At 68.3% G+C, this 26,042-nt stretch carries 22 protein-coding genes; 5 read left to right on the top strand and 17 right to left on the bottom strand.

Going from position 1 to position 26,042, the window contains the following annotated elements:
* The first annotated feature begins 33 nt into the window (after positions 1-33).
* Positions 34-561 (top strand): amino-acid N-acetyltransferase, encoded by a 528-nt coding sequence (locus QR64_RS20635; protein ID WP_170318496.1) that lies wholly within the window; start codon positions 34-36, stop codon positions 559-561.
* Between the two features lie 26 nt (positions 562-587).
* A complete protein-coding gene (locus QR64_RS20630; protein ID WP_006551279.1) occupies positions 588-872 on the top strand; it encodes a YciI family protein in 285 nt (94 codons plus the stop codon).
* On the opposite strand, the gene QR64_RS20625 is transcribed toward QR64_RS20630, so the two are convergent.
* From QR64_RS20625 to thyX, 6 genes are all read right to left on the bottom strand, one after another.
* Positions 862-1,845: a TerC family protein gene (locus tag QR64_RS20625; RefSeq protein WP_039587015.1), complete on the bottom strand. Its 984-nt coding sequence runs from the start codon at positions 1,843-1,845 to the stop codon at positions 862-864. The genes QR64_RS20630 and QR64_RS20625 overlap by 11 nt on opposite strands.
* A gap of 218 nt (positions 1,846-2,063) precedes the next feature.
* Complete coding sequence (locus tag QR64_RS20620) at positions 2,064-4,835, bottom strand: DNA translocase FtsK (protein WP_174556273.1); 2,772 nt, start codon at positions 4,833-4,835, stop codon at positions 2,064-2,066.
* A 92-nt stretch (positions 4,836-4,927) separates the two neighbouring features.
* Complete coding sequence (locus QR64_RS20610; protein WP_039587011.1) at positions 4,928-5,554, bottom strand: TIGR03085 family metal-binding protein; 627 nt, start codon at positions 5,552-5,554, stop codon at positions 4,928-4,930.
* Positions 5,555-5,631: 77 nt separating this feature from the next.
* The gene (locus QR64_RS20605) at positions 5,632-7,437 is read right to left on the bottom strand and encodes a ribonuclease J (RefSeq protein WP_039587010.1); all 1,806 of its coding nucleotides are present in this window, start codon (positions 7,435-7,437) and stop codon (positions 5,632-5,634) included.
* A complete protein-coding gene (gene dapA, locus QR64_RS20600) occupies positions 7,437-8,342 on the bottom strand; it encodes a 4-hydroxy-tetrahydrodipicolinate synthase (RefSeq protein WP_006551247.1) in 906 nt (301 codons plus the stop codon). The genes QR64_RS20605 and dapA overlap by 1 nt, the downstream gene beginning before the upstream one ends.
* A gap of 83 nt (positions 8,343-8,425) precedes the next feature.
* Complete coding sequence (gene thyX, locus QR64_RS20595) at positions 8,426-9,181, bottom strand: FAD-dependent thymidylate synthase (protein ID WP_039587377.1); 756 nt, start codon at positions 9,179-9,181, stop codon at positions 8,426-8,428.
* 143 nt (positions 9,182-9,324) lie between these two features.
* On the opposite strand from thyX, the gene QR64_RS20590 reads away from it, so the two are divergent.
* Both QR64_RS20590 and QR64_RS20585 read left to right on the top strand, forming a co-directional pair.
* On the top strand, positions 9,325-9,924 hold the full coding sequence (locus QR64_RS20590) for a hypothetical protein (RefSeq protein ID WP_039587009.1): 600 nt from the start codon (positions 9,325-9,327) through the stop codon (positions 9,922-9,924).
* A gap of 57 nt (positions 9,925-9,981) precedes the next feature.
* A complete protein-coding gene (locus tag QR64_RS20585; RefSeq protein WP_006551250.1) occupies positions 9,982-10,422 on the top strand; it encodes an SRPBCC family protein in 441 nt (146 codons plus the stop codon).
* A gap of 2 nt (positions 10,423-10,424) precedes the next feature.
* On the opposite strand, the gene QR64_RS20580 is transcribed toward QR64_RS20585, so the two are convergent.
* From QR64_RS20580 to QR64_RS20565, 4 genes are all read right to left on the bottom strand, one after another.
* Positions 10,425-10,928 (bottom strand): flavodoxin family protein, encoded by a 504-nt coding sequence (locus tag QR64_RS20580; protein ID WP_051424906.1) that lies wholly within the window; start codon positions 10,926-10,928, stop codon positions 10,425-10,427.
* Positions 10,929-10,992: 64 nt separating this feature from the next.
* Entirely contained in the window at positions 10,993-11,472 is a 480-nt protein-coding gene (locus tag QR64_RS20575; RefSeq protein WP_039587008.1) for a hypothetical protein, read from the bottom strand.
* Positions 11,469-12,224 (bottom strand): 4-hydroxy-tetrahydrodipicolinate reductase, encoded by a 756-nt coding sequence (gene dapB / locus QR64_RS20570; protein WP_170318494.1) that lies wholly within the window; start codon positions 12,222-12,224, stop codon positions 11,469-11,471. Before dapB ends, QR64_RS20575 begins: the two co-directional genes overlap by 4 nt.
* A gap of 85 nt (positions 12,225-12,309) precedes the next feature.
* Positions 12,310-12,912 (bottom strand): TetR/AcrR family transcriptional regulator, encoded by a 603-nt coding sequence (locus tag QR64_RS20565; protein WP_039587006.1) that lies wholly within the window; start codon positions 12,910-12,912, stop codon positions 12,310-12,312.
* Between the two features lie 23 nt (positions 12,913-12,935).
* Between QR64_RS20565 and zapE the strand changes: the two genes are divergently transcribed.
* Positions 12,936-14,015 carry a cell division protein ZapE gene (gene zapE / locus QR64_RS20560; RefSeq protein ID WP_411908094.1) on the top strand — a complete coding sequence of 360 codons (1,080 nt, stop codon included), beginning with the start codon at positions 12,936-12,938 and terminating at the stop codon, positions 14,013-14,015.
* On the opposite strand, the gene QR64_RS20555 is transcribed toward zapE, so the two are convergent.
* From QR64_RS20555 to QR64_RS20525, 7 genes are all read right to left on the bottom strand, one after another.
* Positions 13,964-15,301, bottom strand: a complete 1,338-nt coding sequence (locus tag QR64_RS20555) for a M16 family metallopeptidase (protein ID WP_039587002.1) — start codon at positions 15,299-15,301, stop codon at positions 13,964-13,966. The genes zapE and QR64_RS20555 overlap by 52 nt on opposite strands.
* Before the next feature lie 84 nt (positions 15,302-15,385).
* Entirely contained in the window at positions 15,386-16,117 is a 732-nt protein-coding gene (gene narI / locus QR64_RS20550; protein WP_006551257.1) for a respiratory nitrate reductase subunit gamma, read from the bottom strand.
* Entirely contained in the window at positions 16,114-16,779 is a 666-nt protein-coding gene (narJ, locus tag QR64_RS20545) for a nitrate reductase molybdenum cofactor assembly chaperone (protein ID WP_006551258.1), read from the bottom strand. The genes narI and narJ overlap by 4 nt, the downstream gene beginning before the upstream one ends.
* Positions 16,776-18,446: a nitrate reductase subunit beta gene (gene narH / locus QR64_RS20540; protein ID WP_006551259.1), complete on the bottom strand. Its 1,671-nt coding sequence runs from the start codon at positions 18,444-18,446 to the stop codon at positions 16,776-16,778. The genes narJ and narH overlap by 4 nt, the downstream gene beginning before the upstream one ends.
* 25 nt (positions 18,447-18,471) lie before the next feature.
* Positions 18,472-22,167 (bottom strand): nitrate reductase subunit alpha, encoded by a 3,696-nt coding sequence (locus QR64_RS20535; protein ID WP_039586999.1) that lies wholly within the window; start codon positions 22,165-22,167, stop codon positions 18,472-18,474.
* Positions 22,164-23,399 (bottom strand): nitrate/nitrite transporter, encoded by a 1,236-nt coding sequence (locus QR64_RS20530; protein ID WP_039586998.1) that lies wholly within the window; start codon positions 23,397-23,399, stop codon positions 22,164-22,166. Before QR64_RS20530 ends, QR64_RS20535 begins: the two co-directional genes overlap by 4 nt.
* A gap of 204 nt (positions 23,400-23,603) precedes the next feature.
* Complete coding sequence (locus tag QR64_RS20525) at positions 23,604-25,889, bottom strand: polyribonucleotide nucleotidyltransferase (protein ID WP_039586996.1); 2,286 nt, start codon at positions 25,887-25,889, stop codon at positions 23,604-23,606.
* Positions 25,890-26,042 lie beyond the last annotated feature (153 nt).

Here is a 26,042-nt window from a genome sequence, read left to right as displayed (position 1 = left end):
ATATCGGTAGCCGCACGCGCTACTGTTCACCGCATGACGACACCGCCGACGAACCACGACTCGAACGATCGAATGGTCGTACGGAGCGCCCGAACCTCCGACGTGCCCGAGATCAAGCGGCTCATCGACATCTATGCGGGCAGGATTTTGCTCGAGAAGAATCTGGTGACCCTGTACGAGGCCGTCCAGGAGTTCTGGGTGGCCGAACTCGGGGGTCGGGTCGTCGGGTGCGGGGCCCTGCACGTGCTGTGGTCGGATCTCGGCGAGGTGCGCACCGTGGCCGTCGACCCGTCCGTCAAGGGCCACGGCGCAGGTCACCTGATCGTCGAGCGCCTCATCGAGGTCGCCCGCGAGCTCGAGCTGGAACGACTGTTCGTGCTCACCTTCGAGGTGGAGTTCTTTGCGCGGCACGGTTTCACGGAGATCCAGGGGACTCCGGTGACGGCCGAGGTCTATGCGGAGATGTGCCGGTCGTACGATACGGGCGTCGCGGAGTTCCTGGACCTGAGCTACGTGAAACCGAACACGCTCGGGAACACCCGGATGCTCCTCACCCTCTGATCGAGACCCACGAAAGCGAGGCCCGCATGGCCCTGTTCGCCGTCGAGTACACCTATTCGGATGCGACCGCCTCGGCGCGCGACGAGCACCGCCCGAAGCACCGAGCATGGCTCGGCGATCTCGTCGAACAGGGCATCGTGCGGGCGACCGGCCCGTGGACCGACGGTTCGGGTGCGCTCATCCTCGTCGACGTGGCCGACGAGGCCGCGGCGCGCGAACTGATGGCCCAGGACCCGTTCGCGCAGCGCGACCTCGTCGATACCGTGCGCATCACCGGGTGGAACCCGGTGATGGGCGTGTTCAACTCCTGACGGATTCCTTCTCACCGCGCGTCTTGAGCAGGCTGGCCACCGTCGTCACGGCCAGCACTCCGACGATCACGATCAGGGACACGCCGGTGGAGATCTCCGGGACGGCGACGTGCTCGCCGCCGTTGATCCAGCCGAGCGTGTTCTCATGCAGGGCGTGGAGCACCAGCTTCACGCCGATGAACGCGAGGATGATCGACAGTCCGTAGGACAGGTAGACCAACCGCTCGAGCAGACCGCCGATGAGGAAGAACAGCTGGCGCAGGCCCATCAGCGCGAAGGCGTTCGCAGTGAACACCAGGTACGGCTCGTTGGTCAGACCGTAGATCGCGGGGATCGAGTCGAGCGCGAAGAGGATGTCGGTGAAGCCGATCGCGACGAGCGCGAGCAGCATCGGCGTGACGAACTTCTTGCCGTCGATGCGGGTGACGAGGCGGTCGCCGTCGTACTCGTCGTGCACCGGCAGGAACTTCCGGGCCAGCTTGACCATCCGGTTCTCCGAGATGGCCTGCGGGTCCTCACCGTGGTCGCGGATGAGCTTGACCGCCGTGTAGATGAGGAAGAAGCCGAACAGGTAGAACACCCAACTGTAGGCGTTGATCGCCGCGGCACCGACCGCGATGAAGGCTCCGCGCATGACCAGCGCCAGCACGATGCCGATGGTGAGGACCTTCTGCTGGTACTCACGGGGCACCGCGAAGGTGGCCATGATGATGACGAACACGAAGAGGTTGTCGACCGACAGCGCCTTCTCGGTGATGTAGCCGGCGAAGTACTCACCGCCGTAGGTCGGTCCCCAGACCACGAAGACGATCACGCCGAAGAGGATCGCGATGGCGACGAAGACGGCCGACCAGAAACCGGATTCGCGCAGTGTGGGCGCGTGCGGCTTGCGGACGTGGGCGAAGAAGTCGAAGATGAACAACCCGATGATGACGGCGATCGTGATCAACCAGGTAGTCAGGTTTACGTGCATGGGCACATAGGCCTTCCGGTAGGTATGCGTACCTGCCGGAGGTCTCTCCCGCCCGGACTATCGCCGGACCGACGGCCCCGGGACGGCATCGGTGCCGAACGTGTTGACGAGACCGCCGCGGATCTGGGGATACTCCCCTCCACAGCTCCCACGATTGTGCCACACATCGTCACTTCCCGCCGGAAGGCAACAGGGACGGCCGGTCGAACGGGCATGTCTCACTGCTCTGCGGCAGGCACTTCCACCGGATCCCCGCCGCCACGGATCGAGTACAGCAGGCCGTCGAGTTCCTCGGGTTTGACCAGCACCTCACGGGCCTTGCTGCCCTCGCTCGGCCCGACCACGCCTCGGGTCTCCATCAGGTCCATCAGGCGACCGGCCTTGGCGAAGCCGACGCGGAGCTTGCGCTGCAGCATCGACGTCGAACCGAACTGGCTCGTGACGACGAGTTCGACGGCCTGAAGGAAGACGTCGAGGTCGTCACCGATGTCGGGGTCGACGTCCTTCTTGTCGCCGGCCTTCGGGGCGGTGACGCCCTCGTTGTACTCGGGTTCGGCCTGGTTCTTGGCGAAGTCGACGACCCCTGCAATCTCCTCGTCGGTGATGAACGCACCCTGCAGGCGGATCGGCTTGCCCGCACCCATCGGCAGGAACAGTCCGTCGCCCATACCGATGAGCTTCTCGGCACCGGGCTGGTCGAGGATGACACGCGAGTCGGTGAGCGAACTCGTCGCGAACGCGAGTCGCGAGGGCACGTTCGTCTTGATGAGACCCGTGACGACGTCCACCGAGGGTCGCTGGGTGGCGAGCACGAGGTGGATGCCGGCGGCGCGGGCCTTCTGGGTGATGCGGACGATCGCGTCCTCGACGTCGCGTGGGGCCGTCATCATCAGGTCGGCGAGCTCGTCGACGATGGCGAGGATGTACGGATACGGCCGGTACACGCGCTCGCTGCCGAGCGGTGCGGTGATCTCCCCCGACTTCACCTTCGTGTTGAAGTCGTCGATGTGGCGCACGCGGTTGGCCTGCATGTCCTGGTAGCGCTGCTCCATCTCCTCGACGAGCCAGGCCAGTGCCGCCGCGGCCTTCTTCGGCTGCGTGATGATCGGCGTGATCAGGTGCGGGATGCCCTCGTAGGGCGTCAGCTCGACCATCTTGGGGTCGATGAGGATCATCCGCACCTCGTCGGGCGTCGCGCGGATGAGCAGCGACACGAGCATCGAGTTGACGAAGCTCGACTTACCGGAACCGGTCGAACCGGCGACCAGCAGGTGCGGCATCTTCGCGAGGTTGGCGGAGACGAAGTCGCCCTCGATGTCCTTGCCGAGACCGATGACGAGGGGGTGATGGTCGCGGCGGGTCGACGGTGCTGCGAGCACGTCCGACAGCCGCACGAGTTCGCGGTCGGTGTTGGGGACTTCGATGCCGACGGCGGACTTGCCCGGGATCGGTGCGAGCAACCGGACGTTGTCGGTCGCAACCGCATACGCGATGTTGCGGGCGAGCGCGGTGATCTTCTCGACTTTGACGCCGGGGCCGAGTTCGACCTCGTAGCGGGTGACGGTCGGGCCACGGGTGAAGCCGGTGACCGCGGCGTCGATCTTGAACTGTTCGAGGACCTCGGTGATCGCCTCGATCATCTGGTCGTTCGCGGCCGACCGCGTCTTGGGCGGGTCGCCCTTGGTGAGCAGCTCCAGTGAGGGCAGCGTGTAGTCGCCGTCGACCTCGCGGTCGCGCACGAACGTCTCGGCCGGTTCCGGCTCGGAGGTCTGGTCGACGACCTCGGGTACCGGGGCGGCCTTCGGCTTCTTGCGGGCGGGAGCCGGGGCCGGCGCTGCGGCCGGGGTCTCGGCGACCGAGGGCACCTCCAGTGTGGCCGGCGGTGAGGCGGGCGCCTCGGGTTCGGATGCGCGGTCGTCCCACAGCGGGAGCACCTCGGTCTTCGCGTCGCCGTCGAACTCGTCAGGCGGGTAGTTCTCCACCGGGGTACGCCGGCGGCGGGACCGCTTGGGGGCGGGCGGCTCGTCGATCGGGTAGCCGTCGGCGTCGAACATCGGCGGCTCGTCGTAGCCGTAATCGTCGTCGTAGTCGCCGTACTCGTCGTCGGCGCGGTAGCCGAGGCCGAAGTAGTCGCGGAACAGTTCGGGCAGCTCCCGCACCGTGGTGCCGGTGAGCAGCAGGATCCCGAAGCCCGCCGCGAGGAGCATCAGCGGCACGGACAGCCAGACGGTGAGCCCGGAAGTGAGCGGGCCGCCCACGGCGGCACCGACGAAACCGGCCCCTTCCGAGCGGCCCTCCGCGTCGGTGGGTGAACCGGAGGCGACGTGCCACAGGCCCAGTGCGGGGAGACCGACGAGCAGTCCGCCGACGACGAGCCGGGGACGGATCTCGGGATGCGGTTCGGTGCGCATGAGCGTCACCGCGATGCCGACCGCGACGAGCGGAAGGACCGCGCTCGCACCACCGGTTATGGCGCGGACGGCCGTCTCGACCCACTCCCCCACCGGGCCGCCGACGCCGAACCACACCGTGCCGGCGATGATCACACCGATGGAGATCAATCCGAGCGCGATGCCGTCGCGACGGTGTCCGGACTCGATCTCGGTGGCGCGACCCATCGTGCGGGTCGTGGCTCCGACAGCGCGGGCCGTCATCATCCAACCGGCGCCGACGGTGCGGCCCACGGCGGTGAGGATCCCCCCGGAACTGCGCCGGGGACGGGCGGGCGCGGGGCGTCGACTCGCGGCCGGAGCGCGACGTGCGGTGCCGCCGCTGCGACGGTTCGCGGTCGAGGCCGCGGCGCGCGGCTTACGCGCAGGGGTGGACCGGGTCGATCCGGACGCCTTCGTCTTCGCGGTCGATCTGGTCTTCGAGGTGGAGGCACCCGCGCTGCGAGCACGGGAGGTGCTGCCGCCCGAGCCCCGCGCCCCCGTCCGCGACCGAGAGGTCGTAGACGACGTTCCGCGGCTGCCCGACGACTTTCCTGCCATATCCGCCAGGGTAGCCGCACGGACCTCTCATGAACCATCAGCAACACGGGTACCGGTCGGCGGCACTGGTCACACGCCGTCCGGGCGAGCGCTCACAGGCCGCGTTTCGATCCCGCCAGTTCGGAGACCGCCGACTCGTCGCCCTCGATCTCGAGCCGCACCTGGTCGCGGCCGAAGGCGTGCAGCACGAGTTCGGACGGTTCGCCGCGCAGCACGACGGTGCGCGGACCGCGCTTGCGCAGGGCGACCCGCTCGCCGGAACCGGACCTCTCGAAGATCACCGTGACGTCGCATCCGCCGTAGCTGTTGCGTCCGATCATCCGCGCGATGCGCCAAAGCTGGTCCTGATCGTCCGCCGACAGCGTCCGCGGCTCCCATCCGGGCCGCGCGCGGCGCACGTCCTCATGGTGCACGAACATCTCCGCCGCGTTGGCGACGGCGTCGAACAGGAACATCGGCGACCACTTCGGCGGGCCGGAATCGACGTCGGCGAGCACGTGTGCCCACTGTCGGTCGGTGGCGGAGCGTCGCACCTTCTCCGTGTGATCGGCCAGGGCCGGGACGACGATGCCGGGCATCGCGTCCACGCGGCGCTCGCGGACGAGCAGGTGCGCGGCGAGATCCCGGACCGTCCAGTCGCCGCAGAGCGTCGGCGCGTCGGGTCCGACCTCGGACATGGTGCGGACGAGGGCATGTCGTTCGCTTCGGGCGAGGCTCATTCCGCCACTCTAGCGATCACTCCTGCCCTCGCCCATCGCGCGAGCCCGCGTGTTCGGCGGGCCCGCGCGGACCGAAATCAGGAGACCGGGATCACCGTGGGCACGATCATCGGGCGACGACGATAGGTCTCGGCGACCCAGCGGCCGACGACCCGGCGGATGCCCTGGGCGATGCGATGGGTCTCCGTGACCCCTTCGGCAGCGAGTTCGTTGAGCGCCTTGTCGACGAGCTGCGCCGCCTCGTCGAGTGCGTCCGGGTCGTCGGAGAAACCGCGACCGGAGACCTCCGGGGTGCTCACCGCACGGCCGGTCGCGGCGTCGACCGCGACTGAGATGGAGATGAAACCACCCTCGCCGAGGACGAGACGATCGGACAGCGTGGACTCGCCCACGTCGCCTACCGACAGGCCGTCGACGTAGACGTGACCGACCGGGACGCGCCCGACGATTTCCGCGAGTCCGTCGACCATGTCGACGACCACACCGTCCTCCGCGAGCACGATCCGCTCGCGGGGAACACCCGTGGCCTCGGCCAGTGCGGCGTTCGCCCGCAGGTGGCGCCACTCGCCATGGACGGGCATCGCGTTGGTGGGTCGCACCGCGTTGTAGAGATACAGCAGCTCGCCGGCCGACGCGTGACCGGAGACGTGCACCTTCGCGTTCTGCTGGGTGACGACCTTCGCGCCGCGCTTGGCCAGGCCGTTGACGACCGCGAACACGGAGTTCTCGTTGCCAGGGATCAGCGACGACGCGAGGACGACGAGGTCGTCGGCCCGGATGTTGATCTGCCGGTGCTCGCCGCGCGCCATCCGGGACAGCGCCGAGAGCGGTTCGCCCTGCGAACCGGTGGAGACCAGCACGACCCGGTCGTCGGGCAGGCTCGCGGCGGTGTCGATGTCGACCTCGAGGCCGTCGGGCACGTTCAGGTAGCCCAGATCCTGCGCGATCTGCATGTTGCGGACCATCGACCGGCCGACGAACGCCACACGCCGGTTGTAGCGCTCGGCGACGTCGACGATCTGCTGGATGCGGTGCACGTGGCTCGCGAAGGACGCGACGATCACCCGGTTGGCGGCCTTGCCGATGACGGTGTCGAGCACTCCGCCGATCTCGCGCTCCGGTGTGACGAAGCCGGGGACCTCGGCGTTCGTCGAGTCGACGAGGAACAGGTCGACACCCTCGTCGCCGAGGCGGGAGAAGCCCGCGAGGTCGGTGAGACGGTTGTCGAGCGGCAGCTGGTCGAGCTTGATGTCGCCGGTGTGCAGCACGATGCCCGCAGCGGTGCGGATCGCGACGGCGATCGCGTCCGGGATGGAGTGGTTGACCGCGAAGTACTCGCACTCGAACGGACCGTGCGAGGTGGTCTGCCCCTCGACGACCTCGACGAGGTTGGGACGCTGGCGGTGTTCGCGGCACTTCGCCGCGACGAGCGCCAGGGTGAACTTGGACCCGACGACCGGGATGTCGGGGCGCAGGCGCAGCAGGAACGGCACGGCACCGATGTGGTCCTCGTGGCCGTGGGTGAGGATGATCGCCTCGACGTCGTCCATCCGGTCCTCGATGTACCGGAAGTCGGGCAGGATCAGGTCGACGCCCGGCTGCTGGTCCTCGGGAAAGAGCACCCCGCAGTCGACGACGAGCAGCCGGCCCTGGTGCTCGAAGACCGTCATGTTGCGGCCGATCTCGCCGATACCGCCGAGCGCGACGACCCGCAGACCGTCGCGAGGAGCCTTCGGCGGCAGACCCAATCGCTCGGTGGGATCGACGATGCGGGCGTCCGGACGCTGGGGGTTCGCCGAGTTCTGCGCGACACGCCGCGGAACGCGGGCGGGCGGACCGGCGTTGCGGGTGGCGCGGCCCCGGCCGCGTGCGGGGCGGCTCATCACAGCACCCCCGCAGCCTGGAGATCCGCCGCGAGAGCGTCGATCTGCGCGGTCACCGGGGCGACCTGCGGCAGACGAGGCTCTCCGACGTCGATGCCGAGCAGCCGCAGGCCGGCCTTCGAGGCGCTCACGCCGCCCAGCCGAGCGACGGCGCGATAGATGGGCACCATCGACAAATTGATGCGGCGGGCGAGTTCGAGATCGCCGGCTTCGAAAGCGGTGTGCAGTTCGCGCAGGCGACCGGGCACGAGATGGCCGATGACGCTGACGAATCCGACGGCGCCGACGGACAGCCACGGCAGGTTCAGGGGGTCGTCGCCCGAGTAGAACTTCAGGTCGGTGGTACCGATCAGCTCGGCGCCCGCGTTCAGATCGCCCTTGGCGTCCTTCACCGCGACGATCCGGGGGTGCTCGGCGAGCAGACGCAGTGTGTCGGTCTCGATCGGCACGACGGATCGAGGTGGGATGTCGTAGAGCATGACCGGCAGATCGGTCGCGTCGGCCACCGCGACGAAGTGGGCGTAGAGGCCGGCCTGCGGGGGCCGCGAGTAGTACGGGGTCACCACGAGCAGGCCGTGTGCACCGGCTCGCGCGGCGTCGCGGGCGAGCTCGACGCTGTGGGCGGTGTCGTTGCTGCCGGCCCCGGCGATGATCTTGGCGCGGTCGCCGACGGATGCGAGCACGGCCCGCATCAGCTCCATCTTCTCGTTCTCGGTCGTCGTGGGCGATTCGCCGGTCGTACCGGCGAGAACCAGTGCGTCACAGCCACCGTCGACGAGGTAGTTCGCCAGACTCACGCCCGCATCCACGTCGAGCTTGCCATCGGCAGTGAACGGGGTCACCATCGCTGTGGCGACGGTGCCGAACGGAAGCTCGACAGCAGTTGCGGAATCACCGTTGGTCATGGTCAGAAGGCTACCGCGTGGCAGGGCCGGCTCGACACATGCCTGCCCCCCGAAGACGGATCACAGATCGGTGTAGTGGTCGATCAGAGGTCGGTCGCAAGCGTGGGAGCTGCGATCTCGCTGCCGTCGGCCAGCTTCCTGATCGCGAAGTCCGAGAACGCGTTCGGTGCGGCATCCGCGAGCTGACGCACACATTCGACGGCGAGACGCCGGATCTCGACGTCGGCATGTTCGGTCGCGCGCATGGCGACGAAGTGACGCCACGATCGGTAGTTTCCGGTGACGACGATGCGGGTCTCCGTGGCGTTGGGGAGCACCGCCCGGGCGGCCTCCCGGACCTGCTTGGCGCGCAACGGACCGGCGGGAAGATGCGAGAGCTTCTCGTCGAGCGCCGCCAACAGCGCCACATACGCCTCGCGGCTGCGCTCCGCGGCCGCGAAGAACAACTCCTCGAGTTCGGCATCGCCCGCAATCGCGGGCGGAACCACCACGGGCACCTCACCGTCGGCGACGAAACGCTGCGACAGCTGCGAGAACGAGAAGTGCCGGTGCCGGATCAGCTCGTGCGTGCACGAACGGGAGATGCCGGTGATGTAGAAGGTCGCCGTCGCGTGTTCGAGAACGGACAGGTGCCCCACGGTGAGCAGGTGACGGAGATATCCGCCGTTCGTCGCGGTGCGGGGGTTGGGCTTGGACCAGCTCTGGTAGCAGGCGCGACCGGCGAACTCGACGAGCGCTTCGCCGCCCTCGGCGTCGGTGTCCCAGTCGACGTCGTCGGGGACGTGGAACTCCGTCGTGGCGATGAGCCGGACCTTCGGAACGGCGGGTTCGGGCGCCATCGTCTCCTCCTCGCCTCGGTCGTCGCGCATCCTCCGGACGCGCCGTCTCTTCCGTCCGCACACTAACGCGCCTCGACCTGCGACGATCGATGACATCACGATGACACCTTGCGTGACATCATCGGTGACGTCACACTGGCGTCATGGACATCGACAAGTACACGTCCGCCATCACGGACTCCGTGATCTCCGCAGCCGAACTCGGCGACGAGCAGACCCGACGCACCGCCGCAGCCCTCGCGACCGCCATCGCCGCACCCGTCCGCCTCGCGGTCCTGGCAGCACTGTCCGACATGGCCAACGAGATCAGCGACGAACTCGGCGACCGCACCGTCACGGTGCGCCTCGACGGCACCGATGCCGTCCTCGCCGTCCACAGCGAACCCGCTCCCCCGCACGAGGATCCGACGCCGTCCTTCGAGGAGATGACGGGCGACATCAGCCGGGTCACCCTGCGCCTCGTCGAACAGATCAAGACCAAGGCCGAGGAAGCGGCGCAGCAGAGCGGAGTGTCACTCAACTCCTGGATGGCGCAGGCGGTACAGGGCGCCCTACGGGAGCAGATGCGCTATCAGCGCCGCGCCGACGAATGGCGCCGTCAGGGTGGCTGGGCGAAGCCCACCCCGCCCGCACCCACCGAGCCGCAGCCGTCCGACCCGAGCGACGCCGCGGGCCCGGACGACGCCGCCGGCCGCAACGACACTGCGGGCCCCGACGACACGAACCCGCGCAGCGACGCGTAAGGCACCTCACCGCACGATAGAGTGCCGACGCACACAATCGGGCGACGCGGAGGGCGCATGGCAGTCAGCAGCACCAGGAGTTTCGACATCGACGCAACCCCGGAGCAGGTGATGGCCGCGCTCGCCGCGGTCGAACGCCTGCCCGAGTGGTCGTCGACCCACAAGTCCGTCACCGTCGAGTCCACCCACCCCGACGGACGACCCCACCGCGTACGGATGACCGTCTCGATCGTCGGCATCACCGACGAGCAGGTCGTCGAGTACTCCTGGAACGGCGACGGGTCGATGTCGTGGACCCTGGTGGAGAGCAGCCAGCAGCGCCAGCAGGACGGCGCCTACACCCTCACCGCCAAGGGATCCGGCACGACGGCCGAGTTCTCACTGACCATCGATCCGAAGGTCCCCATCCCCGGATTCCTCGTGCGGCGCGCCGAGAAGATGGCCCTCGAAACCGCCGGAAAGGGCCTCAAGTCGTTCACGGAGAAGAACTTCCGCTGACGTCAGATGTCACCGGCCGCGGTCGCCGCGACGATGGCGCCGAGCTCGTAGCACTGCTCGCGTACCTTCGCGTCGACCGGTCCGGTGATCTCGAGATCGGCAGCAGCCTGCACGAGACCCAACCCGGTGGTCAAGCGCCGAACCGACGCCACAGCGCCGGCGGTGTCGTTGTTCCCGTGCACCCACAGACCGTAGGGACGGCCGGCCACGGCATCGAGACACGGGTAGTAGACCGTGTCGAAGAAGTGCTTGAGCGCACCCGACATGTAACCGAAATTGGCTGTCGTGCCGAACAGGAAGCCGTCGGCGGCCAGCACATCGGGCACCGTGGCGCCCAGCGCGGGGACCACCCGGACGGTGACACCCGTGATCTCCGGGTCCCGTGCTCCCTCCAGGACGGCTTCGAGGATCTCGCGAGTCGGCGGCGAGGGGGTGTGATGCACCACCAGCACTGTGCGGGATCCGTCCTCGCGCCCTGCCTCGCCCGCCCCTGCCCGGTCTTCCACAGCCTCGTCCGTCACATCAGCAGGCTGCTGCACCATCTCGAGGTTGTCAAAGCCGCTCGCCGGTTCAGGAACCGGCGTGGCCGTCCCGTTCGAGCTTCTCGAGCGCAACGGCTCGGCGCATCGTCTCCCGCGCACGACTGCGGTCGCCCGCATAGTCGTAGGCGCGTGCGAGCCGGTAGGAGTTGCGCCAGTTGTCGGGGTCGGCTTCCCATTCCTGCTTCACGGTCGCGAACAGTTCGTCGGCGGCGTCCCGCTCGACCCGCCCCGACGGCATGCGGGGCAGGTCGTCGACGTCGAGTTCGAGGCCTTCGTCGTGGATCCGCCGCGCGAGGTGCTGATGCTGCAGCCCTGCGCGGAGGGTCGCGTAGACGATCCAGGCTCCCACGATCGGGAGAATGAGGATGCCGATCCCGAGACCGATCGCCGCGACCTCACCGGACCGGACCAGTTCCAGGCCGGTGGAGCCGAGCAGAACGAAGTAGAACCCCAGCGCCACCACGATGAACGCAATGGGGACGAGGACCTTGAGCGAGCCGGTTCTCACAGGTCGAGGAGGGGATCGATTCCGACGGTCAGACCCGGTCGCTTACCGATCTCCCGCACACCGAGCAGCACGCCGGGAGCGAAGGAGGAACGGTCGATCGAGTCGTGCCGAATGGTAAGGGTCTCGCCCTGGGTGCCGAGCAGCACCTCCTGGTGAGCGACGAGGCCGGCGAGACGCACGGAGTGCACGCGGACACCGTCGACGTCACCGCCGCGCGCACCGTCGAGTTCGGTGGTGGTGGCGTCCGGACTCGGAGCCACACCGGCCTCGGCGCGGGCCTGCGCGATCAGACGGGCGGTGCGGTAGGCGGTGCCGGACGGGGCGTCGGCCTTGTTCGGATGGTGCAGCTCGATCACCTCGACGGAATCGAAGAACCGGGCGGCGGCCTGAGCGAAGCGCATCGACAGCACGGCACCGATCGCGAAGTTCGGCGCGATGAGCACGCCCACCTCGGGGCGGTCGGCGAGCCAGCTCCGCACGCGATCCAGCCGCTCGTCGTCGAAGCCGGTGGTTCCGACCACGGCGTGGATGCCGTTCTCGACGAGGAAGTGCAGGTTGTCCATGACGACGTCGGGGTGGGTGAAGTCGACGACCACCTGGGTCTGCGAGTTCACGAAGGCGTCGAGGCTGTCGCCCTTGTCGACGGTGGCGACGAGCTCGAGATCGGACGCGGCGTCAACGGCGGCGCAGATCGCCTGGCCGACCTTGCCGGCAGCACCGAGTACACCCACCCGAACCTTTGTTGCATCCACTTGCGTCGTCACGCCCTTTCGTTGCCGTCTCCCCCGGAAATCCTACGCAACCACCCGTAGACGTCCCGAGCGGGTCGAACGCCACCTACTGCTGCGCGCAGAGCGCGTCGAGCCACAGAGCGACCGCCGAACGGATCTCGTCGACGCACGCCGTGGCCGAATCCGAGGATGTATGGGCACGAGCGCCGTGGGTGCGGTCGAACAGAACTCCTTCGAGCAGGGTCACCAGATCGCGCCCCGCGGTCTCGGGGTCCGGCGCACCGAGCTCCCGCACGAGAGCGGTGGCCGCGGAGATCGAGAACATGCAGGCCGCGAGCGCCTCGGCAGCCTCCGGTTCGAGGCGCGCGTCGGGCGCGAGCGCGTAGCGGGCCAGCACATCGGTGCGACGCACAGTGAGCAGGCGTTCGAGATAGCGCGCGATCAGGTCGGCAGGAGGGCTCGGGTCGCCGGTCGTGTCGTCGAACAGCGCGGCGAAATCCGCGCGCGACCGTTCGGCGAGGCGGGTGATCGCAGCCGAGACGAGCGCGTGGCGGGTGCGGAAGTAGTAGGAGGTCGATCCCTTCGGCAGGCCGAGGTGCACGTCGACGCCCGTGTGCGTCACCGCGTGGTTGCCACCGCGGGCGGCGAGTTCGAGGGCGGCATCGCTGATGGCCGTGCGCCGAGAGGGACGTTCGGGTGAAGTCGTCACTCTACGATGATAGAGTAACGGCCGTGAGGTTGCGCCGACGCAGAAACCGCATGTCGCCGAACACCGCCTCGTCGAACCCCGTCCCCCGCACGGTCTTCGAGGACGCCTCGCGCAGCCGGGGGTTCGTGCTCGATCCCGCGCAACACGACGCTGTCGAACAGCTGTGTCATCCCGAGCGCCCGAACGTCTACCTGTGGGGCCCACCCGGACGCGGCAAGAGCTGGCTCGCCGACGTGTACTTCTCGGCCTATCCCGGACGGAACAAGCTGCGCGTCCACTTCCACGAGTTCTTCCGCGACCTGCACGTCGAGCTGCGACGGCACCGCTTCGATCTCGACGCCGCACTCGATCACCTGATCGGCCGCGCCGAACTCGTGTGCTTCGACGAATTCCACGTCCACGATCCGGCGGACGGCACGTTCGTCGCCCGGCTGTTCCCCGCACTGCTCGCTCGCCGCACGCGTCTCGTCCTGACCTCGAACTATCCTCCACGCGACCTGCTCCCCAACCCGCTCTTCCACGACGGCTTCGTCCCGACGATCGAGCTCGTCGAGCGGAGCGCGACCATCGTCGCTCTGGACGGTCCGCGCGACCACCGGCTCGGCTCCGACCATGCGAAGGGATTCGCATCGGGGATCTGGGCCGTCTCCCCGTCCGATCCGCAGCTACGACGGCTCGGTCTCGAGCGGCCGGCACCGGTCGAACATCGGGTTCTGCGCCCGGCGGGGCGTCCACTCCGCGCCCTACGGGCCGAGAAGGACTGTCTCTGGTTCGATTTCCGCGATCTCTGCGGGCATCCCACGGCTCCGGCCGACTATCTGGCGCTCGCGGCGGACCACTTGTTCTGGGTCGTCGACAAGATCCCGGATCTGACGACCGTGGGTCGCGAACCCGCGCAGCGGTTCGCCAATCTCGTGGATGTGCTCCACGACCGCGACGTGCGGGTCGTGTTCGTCTCGGAGGTCGCGGCGTCGGAACTCGCTGCCGCGGTGGGACCCGTCGCGCACGACATCGGACGCCTCCGGAGCCGACTGGCTCAGCTGAGGACGATTCAGGACACGAGCGCGCGCACCGCCGCCGGAAGATCACGCGTGCGCCGGTAGGGGCCGGCGACGGCGACCGCGAACGGCCGGTGCAGCAGGTCGGCTGCCACGCTGCGCACCTCCTCGGTGGACACCGACGAGATGCGTTCGAGGGTCTCAGTGATGCCCCAGTGCTGCCCGTAGCTCAGTTCGCTGCGGCCGATCCGGTGCATGCGCGCCCCGGTGTCCTCGAGTCCGAGCACGAGACCGCCGCGCAGCGACCCCTTTGCGCGAGCGCATTCCGCGTCGGTGATGCCGTGTTCGGCCACGTCGGTGAGCACCTCACGGACCACCGCGGCGACCTCACCGAGATTGTCGGGCTGGCAGCCCGCGTACACGGAGAAGGCGCCGGTGTCGGCGAAGGTGTCGGTGCCGGAGTACACCGAGTAGGCCAGGCCCCGCTTCTCGCGCACCTCCTGGAACAGGCGCGAACTCAGCCCACCGCCGACGGCTGCGTTGAGCACCGACAGCGCCCAGCGACGCCCGTCGTGCCGACCGAAGGACCGCACGCCGAGCGTCAGGTGCGCCTGCTCGTTGTCGCGCTCGACGATGCTCATCGTCGGTGCAGTGCGCAGTTCGAGCCGTCCGTCGCGGCAGGGCGCGGGGGTGGCCGCGTCGTCCAGGTGACCGGCGAAGGCGCGGCGGACCAGTTCGACTGTGTGCGCGTGGTCGACGTTGCCGGCGACCGCGACGACCATCCGCGGCGGGGTGTAGCGGCGCACATGGAACGAGTGCAACTGGGTCCGGGTCATGGACTCGATCGACTCGACGGATCCGATGATCGGCCGGCCGATGGGGTGATCGCCGTACAGCGCGGTGAGCAGCGAGTCGCCGAGCAGATCCTCCGGATCGTCGTCGCGCATCGCGATCTCCTCGAGCACCACCTGACGCTCGACGTCGACGTCCGCGCTCAGGCACCGGCCGCGCAGGACGACGTCGGCGACGACGTCGACGGCGATCGGCAGGTCGTCGTCGAGGACGTGCGCGTAGAAGCAGGTGTGTTCCTTGCTGGTGAACGCGTTGAGCTCTCCCCCGATCCCGTCCATCGTCTCGGCGATGTCGAGAGCGGTACGCGTCGGGGTCGCCTTGAACAGCAGGTGCTCGAGGAAGTGGGCGGCGCCTGCGACCGACGGTTGTTCGTCGCGGGATCCGACACCGACCCACACGCCGACGGCCGCCGAGCGCACTCCCGGGACGTGCTCGGTGACGACCCGCACTCCCCCGGGAAGGACCGAGCGGCGGACGCCGGTGGCCGCGACGGGTGCGGGGGTCGAAGCGTCGTTCTTCACGTGGGAACTGGAAGCCATGGGGATCTTCGGTGGTCCTGACAAGGTCGGAGGGCGCGGAACATTTCACAGTACACCGGGACTGTCCCCCACCATCGGTCGCGCTCACCACCCCCGTCGTTGCGGTTGCGAACCCACGAGCCGGCCGGGACGTGCCTCCTCGCGGCTGCGGTAGACGATGTACGGCCGGAACAGGTATCCGACGGGGGCACTGAAGGCGTGGACTAGGCGGGTGAACGGCCATATCGCGAAGAGCACGAGGCCGATCAGCGCGTGCAGCTGGAAGCTGAACGGCGCCTCCACCATCAGGTCGCCGCGGGGTTGCAGGACCCAGATCGACCGGAACCACGGCGAGACGGTCTCCCGGTAGTTGTGTTCCTCGCCCACGACACCCGACCCCATCAGCGTGGTGGCGAGACCCGCCACGATCGCGGCGACGAGCACGACATACATGACCTTGTCGTTGAGAGTGGTGGCGCTGAAGACGGGACCGCGGGTGCGACGGCGATACACGAGCAGGGAGATGCCGACGAGCGTCGAGACACCCGCGATCGTGCCGAGCGTGATGGCCTGCACGTGATAGGCGTGCTGACTCAATCCCACGGCGTCGGTCCACGACTGCGGGATCACCAGGCCGATGACGTGGCCGACGATCACGACCAGGATCCCGAAGTGGAACATGGGGCTCGCGATGCGCAGCAACCGCGCCTCGTACAGCTGGGACGAACGGGTGGTCCATCCGAACTTGTCGTATCGGTACCGCCACCAGGTCCCCACCGCGACGATCGCGAGCGTCACGTACGGCACCACGTCCCAGAAGATCTCTCCTGCACTCATGATTCCGGAACTCCTCGCCGGGGCGGCACCGTCAGGGTGAAGGGCTGCAGACCGATCGACTCTCGGGGCGGTCCCGCCTGCGCGAGGCGCCGGGCCCGTTCCTCGTCCCGGTCGGTGACCGGCGGGAGCGTCGCGCACACGGCTGCGACGACCTGCGCGTACGGCGAGCCGGCCTCGTGCAGGGAGGTGTGCAGCACGTCGAGGGCCACCCGATACCGGGTGAGGAGTTCCTCGCCCGCGGCGGGATCCACGGTGGCCGCGAATTCGAGGACGACCGGCAGATGGTCGGGTGATTCGTGGGCGGGCGGCTCGACGCCCGCGGCGCGGTAGGCACTCGCGAAGGCGTGCATCTCGGCGCCGCGATTCCGGGTGTCGCCCGCGGTCCAGTAGGTCAGGTACATCGTCGAGCGTCGCCGCAGGTCGAAGGTCTCGACGTACCGCTGGGCCAGGACGAGCAGATCCGGTTCGTCCAGTGCGCGGATCGCCGTCCCCAGCATGTCCTGCTCGGGACCGGTGATGTGGTCGACGAGCTGCCCGGCGACGTCCAGCCGTCCGGCGTGTCCGGCGTCGGGATAGGCGAGCAGCAGCGACGCGGCCTGACGGACGAGGCGACGGTGCAGGGCGCGATCGACGCCGGCGCGCCGTGGACGCAGCAGTCTCATTGCTTCTCCCCCCTCGTGTCGTGACCGCCCGGGAACATGCCCGTCGGTACGCCCTTGCCGTCCCAGTTCAGGAGGTTCACCCGCGACGGGTTCGACGCGTTCGCCGCCATCCCATCACTGGTCTGCCGCTGTGCGAGGGCGTGGAAGGTCTCGACCGCCACCGGGACCGGGACGCCGCTGGCCTCCCCGAACGGACCCGACTCGTACATGCCGGGGCCACCTTCGTAGGACAGCGCGCAGTCCGTCGCCGACTCCTCGAGCCGATGTCCTTCGGCCGCGTAGGCGGTCGGGATGACGTACCGCTCGTCGTACTTGGCGAGCGCGAGGAGCCGGTACATCTCGTAGATCCGTTCCTCGGTCATGCCGACGGCCTCGGGGATCTCGGGGCGGGTCTCGCGGCCGAGATTGATGTCGCGCATGTAGGAGCGCATCGCGGCGAGTCGTCGCAACACCGCCTCGACCGTCGCGGTGTCCCCGGCGGTGAAGAGTTCCGCGAGGTACGCGATGGGGATGCGCAGGGCGTCGAGGGCGCCGAACAGGTTGCCGATGTCCTCGCCGTCGTGTCCCTCCCGGCTGACGGCGTCGACGACCGGTGACAGCGGTGGCACGTACCAGACCATCGGCATCGTCCGGTATTCCGGATGCAGCGGCAACGCGACCCGGTACGTGCTGATCAGGTCGTAGACCGGGGACCGTTGCGCGGCCTCGATCCACTCGTCGGAGATGCCCTCGGCGCGGGCGCCGGCGATCACCTCGGGGTCACGGGGGTCGAGCAGCAGGCCGCGTTGCGCCTCGTACAGGTCGGTGTCGTTCTCCACCGATGCCGCCTCCAGGACCCGATCGACGTCGTAGAGGACCAGACCGATGTACCGGAGCCTGCCCACGCACGTCTCCGAACACACGGTCGGCAGCCCCACCTCGACCCGCGGGTAGCAGAAGGTGCACTTCTCGGCCTTCCCGGTCTTGTGGTTGAAGTACACCTTCTTGTACGGGCATCCGGACACGCACATCCGCCAGCCGCGGCACCGGTCCTGGTCGACGAGGACGATGCCGTCCTCCGACCGCTTGTACATCGCGCCGGACGGACACGACGCCACACACGACGGGTTGAGGCAGTGCTCGCAGATCCGCGGCAGGTAGAACATGAAGGTCTGCTCGAACTCGAGCTTGATCCGGTCGCCGACCTTCTTCAGGATCGGGTCGTCGGGCACGATCGCCGGTGAGCCACCGAGGTTGTCGTCCCAGTTCGCCGACCATTCCACCTTCATCGGTTCACCGGAGATGAGGCTGCGCGGCGAGGCCACCGGGACGTGGTCGCCGAGCGGGGCGTTCGTCAGGTTGTCGTAGTCGTAGGTCCACGGTTCGTAGTAGTCGTGGATCGACGGCATCTTCGGGTTCGAGAAGATGCGGGCGAGTTTCGCGAGGCGTCCACCGTCGCGGAGACGCAGCCGTCCCTTGGTATCCCGGACCCAGCCACCGCGCCAGCGTTCCTGGTCCTCGTAGGTGCGCGGATAGCCCTGGCCCGGGCGGGTTTCGACGTTGTTGAACCACACGTACTCGGTGCCCGACCGGTTGGTCCACGCCTGTTTGCAGGTCACCGAGCAGGTGTGGCATCCAATGCACTTGTCGAGGTTCATCACCATCGCGAGTTGTGCCATGACCTTCACGATCGCCTCGCTTCCTGCTCACGCATCAGTAGACGACCTCCTGGGATCGGCGACGCACGATCGTCACCTCGTCGCGCTGGTTGCCCGTCGGGCCGAGATAGTTGAACGCGTAGGCCGTCTGCGCGTATCCACCGGCCAGGTGGCTCGGCTTGATGAGGATGCGGGTCAGCGAATTGTGGATGCCGCCGCGGCGTCCGGTGGTCTCGCTGCGCGGGACGTCGATGACGCGGTCCTGGGCGTGGTAGACGAACACCACCCCTTCGGGCATCCGGTGCGAGACGATGGCCCGGCACACCACGACACCGTTGCGGTTGACGGCCTCGACCCAGTCGTTGTCGCTCACCGAGATCTTTGCGGCGTCGGCCGGCGACATCCACATCGTCGGCCCGCCCCGGGACAGCGACAGCATGAACAGGTTGTCCTGATATTCCGAGTGGATCGACCACTTCGAGTGCGGGGTCAGGTATCTCACCGTCAGACCGACACCGTCGCCGGAGCCGACCGCCTGTTCGCCGAACAACCGCGACATGTCGAGTGGGGGCCGGTAGACCGGGAGCTGCTCCCCGAGCTCTTCGAGCCAGTCGTGGTCGACGTAGAAGTGCATCCGGCCCGTCAACGTGTGGAACGGTTTCAGCTCCTCGATGTTCATCGTGAACGGCGCGTACCGGCGACCTCCCGTTTCGCTCCCCGACCATTCCGGGCTCGTGATGACCGGTACGGGACGGGCCTGGGTGTCGGCGTAGGTGATCCGCCGTTCCTCGCTGCCCTCCGCGAGGTGCACGAGTCGCCGTCCGGTGCGTTTCTCCAGTTCACGGAAACCCTCGACGGCGAGCCTGCCGTTGGACGTGCCCGACAGCGCGAGGATCGTGTCGGCCATGCGTTCGGCGGTGGTGATCGCCGGACGTCCCTGTCCGGCACCGGAATCCATCACGCCGAATCTCTGTGCCAGTTCGGCGACCTCACGGTCCGGCCGGGTCACGACGCCCTTGGTGTTCAACCCGAGGGACTCGACGAGCGGACCGAGCGTCGCCCACTTCTCCGCGATCGCACCGTAGTCCCGTTCGACGACGGTGAGCGGACCCATCGTCCTCCCCGGAACCGGCACCTCGCCGGTCGAGCGCCAGTCCCGCTCGGTGCCGGACGGATACGCCATCGCTGCGGGCGTGTCGTGCTGCAGTGTCCCCATCACGATGTCGGTGCGGGTTCCCAGGTGGGTCCGGGCGAGGGTGCTGAAGGTCTGCGCGATGGCGCCGAAAGCGTCGTAGTCCGAACGAGTTTCCCAGGGCGGATCGACCGCTGCGGTGAACGCGTGGATGTAGGGGTGCATGTCGGTGCTCGACAGGTCGCCCTTCTCGTACCAGGTCGCGGCGGGCAGGACGATGTCGGAGAACAACGTTGTCGAGGTCATGCGGAAGTCGATCGACATGAGCAGGTCGAGTTTTCCTTCGGGCAGGTCGTCGGGCCACGCCACCTCACCGGGCCGCAGGCCGGGGGCGGTCGGCTCGGCCTGCACGTTGGAATCGGTGCCGAGCAGGTGCCGCAGGAAATACTCGTTGCCCTTGCTGGACGAGCCGAGCAGGTTCGACCGCCACACGCTGAGCACGCGCGGCCAGTTCCGCGGGTCGTCGGGGTCGGTCACCGACAGTTTCAGTTCACCCGAGGCGAGTTGCTGCGCGACGTGCTGCGGGATCTCCCGTCCCGCCGCCCGTGCCTGTTCGGCAATCTCGTGGGTGTTGCGGTCGAACTGGGGATAGAAGGGTGTCCAGCCCATGGCGACCGCGGACGCCATGACGTCCATCGTGTGCTTGTCGCGGAAACGACCTCGTCCCAGCGGACTGGCCAGCGCGTCGGCACGGTAACCGTCGTAGCGCCACTGGTCGGTGTGCACGTACCAGTAGGAGGTGCCGGCCATCTGGCGAGGTGGGCGAGACCAGTCCGTCCCCATCGCCATGGCCGCCCATCCCGTGACGGGACGGCACTTCTCCTGGCCGACGTAGTGCGCCCACCCGCCTCCGTTGCGTCCCATGCAGCCGGTGAGCATGAGCAGCGCAAGTACGGCGCGATAGGTCGCGTCGCCGTGGAACCACTGGCAGATGCCGGCCCCCATGATGATCATCGAACGCCCGCCCGACTCCTCGGCGTTGCGGGCGAACTCCGTCGCGATCCGGATCGCCTGGGCCGCGGGCACCCCGGTGAGGGCCTCCTGCCAGGCCGGGGTGTACGGCGAGCCCGGGTCGTCGTACCCGCTCGGCCACTGCCCGGGCAGGTCGAGCTCCGGACGGTTCACCCCGTACTGCGCGAGCATCAGGTCGAAGACGGTGCACACGAGGTGGTCCCCGATCCGACGGACCGGCACGCCCCGTTCGATGCTTTCACCGTGCCCGTCGACGGTGTCGAAGCTCGGCAGGTACACCGCCGCGGTCTCGCCCGCTCCCCCGCCGCCGGGCGCGACCGTCAAGGTCGGGACGAGGTCGCCGAGTTCGAGATTCCACTTTCCGATGCCGTCGTCGCCGTAGCGGAAGCCGAGGGAGCCCGGGGGTACGACGACGGTGTCGGTCGCACCGTCGACGAAGACCGGTTTGAAGGCCGCGTTCTCGACGCTGTACCCGAGATCGGCGGCGGTGAGGTTCTTGCCCGGCACGAGCCTTCCGTCGCGTTCCTCGACCCGCACGAGGAAGGGTAGGTCGGTGTACCGGCGCACGTAGTCGACGAAGAACGGCACGCGCTGCCGCACATAGAACTCGGTGAGGAGCACGTGGCCCATCGCCATCGCCAGGGCACCGTCGGTACCGGCCGCGCACGCCATCCACTCGTCGGCGAACTTGGTGTTGTCGGCGTAGTCCGGACTCACCGAGACGACCTTGGTGCCGCGGTAGCGGACCTCCGTCATCCAGTGCGCGTCCGGGGTGCGGGTGACGGGCACGTTCGAACCCCACATCATCAGGTAGGAGGCGTCCCACCAGTCCCCGGACTCGGGTACGTCGGTCTGATCGCCGAAGACCTGCGGCGACGCCACCGGTAGGTCGGCGTACCAGTCGTAGAACGACGTCATCACGCCGCCGAGCAGTTCGACGAACCGGGATCCGGCGGCGAAGGAGACCATCGACATGGCGGGGATCGGCGAGAAGCCGGCCACCCGGTCGGGTCCGTACTCCTTGATGGTGTGGACGTGCGCGGCGGCGATCATCTCGGTGGCCTCGGCCCACGTGACGCGCACCAGTCCGCCCTTGCCGCGGGCACGCTGGTAGCGGCGGCGCCGTTCGGGATCGTTCTGGACGTCGGCCCAGGCGAGCACCGGATCGCCGAGTCGCTGCCGCGCCTCCCGGTACATCTCGACGAGCAGCCCGCGCGCGTACGGATAGCGCACGCGCGTCGGCGAGTAGGTGTACCAGGAGAAGGCCGCGCCGCGCGGGCATCCGCGCGGTTCGTACTCGGGACGGTCGGGACCGACTGTCGGATAGTCGGTTTCCTGGGTCTCCCAGGTGATGATGCCGTCCTTGACGTAGATCTTCCACGAGCACGAGCCGGTGCAGTTCACCCCGTGGGTCGAGCGGACGACCTTGTCGTGGCTCCAGCGGTCCCGGTAGAAGATGTCGCCCTCGCGGCCACCGCGCCGCGTGACCGTGCGTGTGTCGTCGGACTGCTCGCCGGAGGTGAAGAACCGTCCGCTGCGCACGAGCAGTTCCTCGATCCGGTTCCCGACTCCGGCGGTGTCCGTCACGGCTTCTCCTCACGTACGTCGCGGGTTCCGGATCGTGCGACAGGGGGCGGTTCATGGGCGTGCAGCCGAAATGCGGTGTAGAACAGGCACACCAGTGCCGTCGCCGCGAGCAGGAGCAGACCGACGGTGTAGTCGTTGCCTTCGGCGTCGTAGGTCGCGCCCATCACCAGTGGCGGGAAGTAGCCGCCGAGCCCACCGGCAGCGGCGACGATGCCGGTGACACTGCCCACTGTGTGCGCCGGGGCGCGGCGCGCCACCCACGCGAAGACACCGCCGGTGCCGATGCCGAGGAAGATCGCCATTGTGATGAACGTCAGCGCCGACCACAGGTCGGGCGGGGGCTGGAAGGTCGCGATCACCGCCATCACGGCGGTGCCGGTGAACGAGGCCAGGACCACGTATTTCGGCGGCACCCGGTCCGACAGCGCTCCGCCCACGGGCCGGGCGAGGACGGCGGCGAGCGCGAAACCCGCCGTGCGCGTACCGGCGTCGACGGCGGAGAAGCCGTAGATCGTCTTGATGTAGGTGGGCAGATAGTTGCTGAACGCCACGAATCCGCCGAACACGACCGCGTACAGGAACGACATCTCCCAGGTCACACCGAGTTTCGCCGCGGCTGTCAGTTTGGGCAGCACCGGGTCGGTGTTGGGACGGAAATCGGGAGCATTGCGCATCACCAGGATGCACACCACGGCGGTCACGGCGAGGGCGGCCGCCACGACGATGTGGGTGGGCACCAGCCCGAACCAGTTCACGAAACGCGGGGTGAAGAAGGCCGACAGGGCCGTGCCCACCATGCCCGCCCCGAACACGCCGGTCGCGAAGCCGCGGCGGGCGGGTTCGTACCAGTTGTTGGCGAACGGGATCCCGACCGCGAAGATCGTGCCGGCGATGCCGAGGAAGAACCCGCAGACCAGGAGCAGCGGATAGGAGCCGGCCTCGGCGGCGAATCCGACCGCGACGACGGGAACGATCGACGACAGCGAGACGGCGATGAACATCGCCCGTCCGCCGTACCGGTCCGTCATCGCCCCGACCGCGATGCGGCCGAGGGAGCCCACGAGGATCGGCGTAGCCACCAGCATCGACGCTTCCGTGCTGCTGAGCGACATGTCGGTGGCGTAGGTCGTCGACAGCGGCCCGATCATGTTCCAGGCCCAGAAGTTGATGGCGGACACCCAGGTTGCCAGAGCCAGATTCGCTCCGCGCAACCTCCCGAGATCCGTCTGCATGCCCGTTCTCACATATTCAGGGAACCATTCCTGGGCGCGGTCCGGAGCCGGTTCGGCGGAACCTCACCCGGATGACGTCCGGCCGTTGCACCCCGGTAACCATGGTTTGCCGGAAACGCCGCACCCGTGGTGCCCGACCGGATGTCGGGCGCCACGGGTGCGGGGTTCACGCGCCCACCGGGAACCGGCAGGCGGGTGGGGTGATCAGGACTCGGCGTTCTCGCCGGTCGCAGCAGCCTCGGCCGACTCGTCCTCGACGGGGACGAGGCTGATCTTGCCGCGGTTGTCGATGTCGGCGATCTCGACGCGGATCTTCGAACCGACGTTCACGACGTCCTCGACCTTGGCGATGCGCTTGCCGTTGCCGAGCTTGCTGATGTGCACCAGGCCGTCGCGGCCGGGGAGCAGGGAGACGAACGCTCCGAACGCCGTGGTCTTGACCACGGTGCCGAGGAAGCGCTCGCCGACCTTCGGCAGCTGCGGGTTGGCGATGGCGTTGATCTTGTCGATCGCGGCCTGCGCGGACGGGCCGTCCGCTGCACCGACGTAGACGGTGCCGTCATCTTCGATGGAGATGTTGGCGCCGGTCTCCTCGGTGATCGAGTTGATCATCTTGCCCTTGGGGCCGATGACCTCACCGATCTTGTCCACCGGGACCTTGATGGTGGTGATTCGCGGAGCGAATTCGCTCATCTCGTCGGGCGTGTCGATGGCCTCGGCCATGACCTCGAGGATCGTGGCGCGGGCATCGTGGGCCTGCGAGAGCGCACCGGCGAGGACCTGCGACGGGATACCGTCGAGCTTGGTGTCGAGCTGCAGGGCGGTCACGAAGTCCTTCGTGCCGGCGACCTTGAAGTCCATGTCGCCGAACGCGTCCTCCGCACCGAGGATGTCGGTGAGGGCGACGTAGCGGGTCTCGCGGGTGCCGTCCTCGAGCTCGACCTCGTCGGAGACCAGGCCCATGGCGATACCGGCGACCGGGGCCTTGAGCGGCACACCGGCGTTGAGCATCGATAGCGTCGAGGCGCAGACCGAACCCATGGACGTCGAGCCGTTCGAGCCGAGGGCCTCGGAGACCTGACGGATGGCGTAGGGGAACTCCTCCTGGCTCGGCAGAACCGGGATGAGCGCGCGCTCTGCGAGGGCACCGTGGCCGATCTCGCGACGCTTCGGCGAGCCGACACGACCGGTCTCACCGGTGGAGTACGGCGGGAAGTTGTAGTGGTGCATGTAGCGCTTGCTGGTCTCGGGACCGAGCGAGTCGACCTGCTGCGCCATCTTCACCATGTCGAGCGTGGTGACACCCATGATCTGGGTCTCGCCGCGCTCGAACAGCGCCGAACCGTGGGCGCGGGGAACGACCGCGACCTCGGCGGAGAGGGCACGGATGTCGGTGACACCGCGGCCGTCGATGCGGAACTGGTCGCGCAGGATGCGCTGGCGCACGAGCTTCTTGGTCAATGAGCGGAAGGCAGCGCCGATCTCCTTCTCGCGACCCTCGAAGTTCGGAGCGACCTGCGCGAGCACCTCGACCTTGATCTCGTCGGTGCGGTCGTCGCGCTCCTGCTTGCCGGCGATGGTGAGCGCCTCGGCGAGCTTCTCCGACGCGGCGGACTCGACCGCGGTGTAGACGTCGTCCTGGTAGGGCGGGAATAGCGGGAACTCACCGGTGGGCTTCGCGGAGGCGGCGGCGAGCTGCTGCTGCGCGATGCACAGGCGGGCGATGAACGGCTTCGCCGCCTCGAGGCCCTCGGCCACGACGGACTCGGTGGGCGCCTGGGCGCCACCGTCGACGAGCGCGATGACGTTCTCGGTCGCCTCGGCCTCGACCATCATGATCGCGACGTCCGCGGTGTCGGGGTTGTCTCCCCCACCGACGATGCGACCGGCGACGACCATGTCGAAGACGGCGTTCTCGAGCTGCTCGACGGTCGGGAACGCGACCCACTGGCCCGACTTGTTGTCGTCGGAGACGATGAGCGCGACACGCACGCCACCGACCGGGCCGGAGAACGGCAGGCCGGCGAGCTGGGTGGAGGCCGACGCGGCGTTGATCGCGACGACGTCGTAGAGGTCGTTCGGGTTCAGGCTCAGAACCGTGACGACGACCTGGATCTCGTTGCGCAGACCGTCGACGAAGGACGGGCGCAGCGGCCGGTCGATCAGACGGCAGGTCAGGATCGCGTCGGTGGAGGGGCGTCCCTCACGACGGAAGAACGAGCCGGGGATGCGACCCGCGGCGTACATGCGCTCCTCGACGTCCACCGTCAACGGGAAGAAGTCGAACTGGTCCTTGGGCTGCTTCGAGGCGCTGGTGGCCGAGAGCAGCATGGTCTCGTCGTCGAGATAGGCGACGACCGAACCGGCGGCCTGGCGTGCGAGGCGGCCGGTCTCGAAACGGATGGTGCGGGTGCCGTAGGCACCGTTGTCGAGCGTTGCGGTGGTCTCGTAGACCCCTTCGTCGATCTCGACTGCGGTAGTGCTTGTCATCTGTATGTCTTCTCTTCCCTCTTCGTCTTCGCCGTACCCGCGCGGGCGCCGCGACCCCCGTGGCCACGGCTGCGCACCGACTCACGGAGGCGGTCGTCGATCGAAACCCTCCGGCGGATTCGGGATACGACACCCGACGGGACCGGAAGGTCA

The sequence above is a fragment of the Rhodococcus sp. Chr-9 genome (genome assembly GCF_000801125.1).
Classification (GTDB): Bacteria; Actinomycetota; Actinomycetes; order Mycobacteriales; family Mycobacteriaceae; genus Rhodococcus; species Rhodococcus pyridinivorans.
Note: the sequence above shows the minus strand (reverse complement) of the source record. Positions and strands in the feature narration are given on the sequence as shown.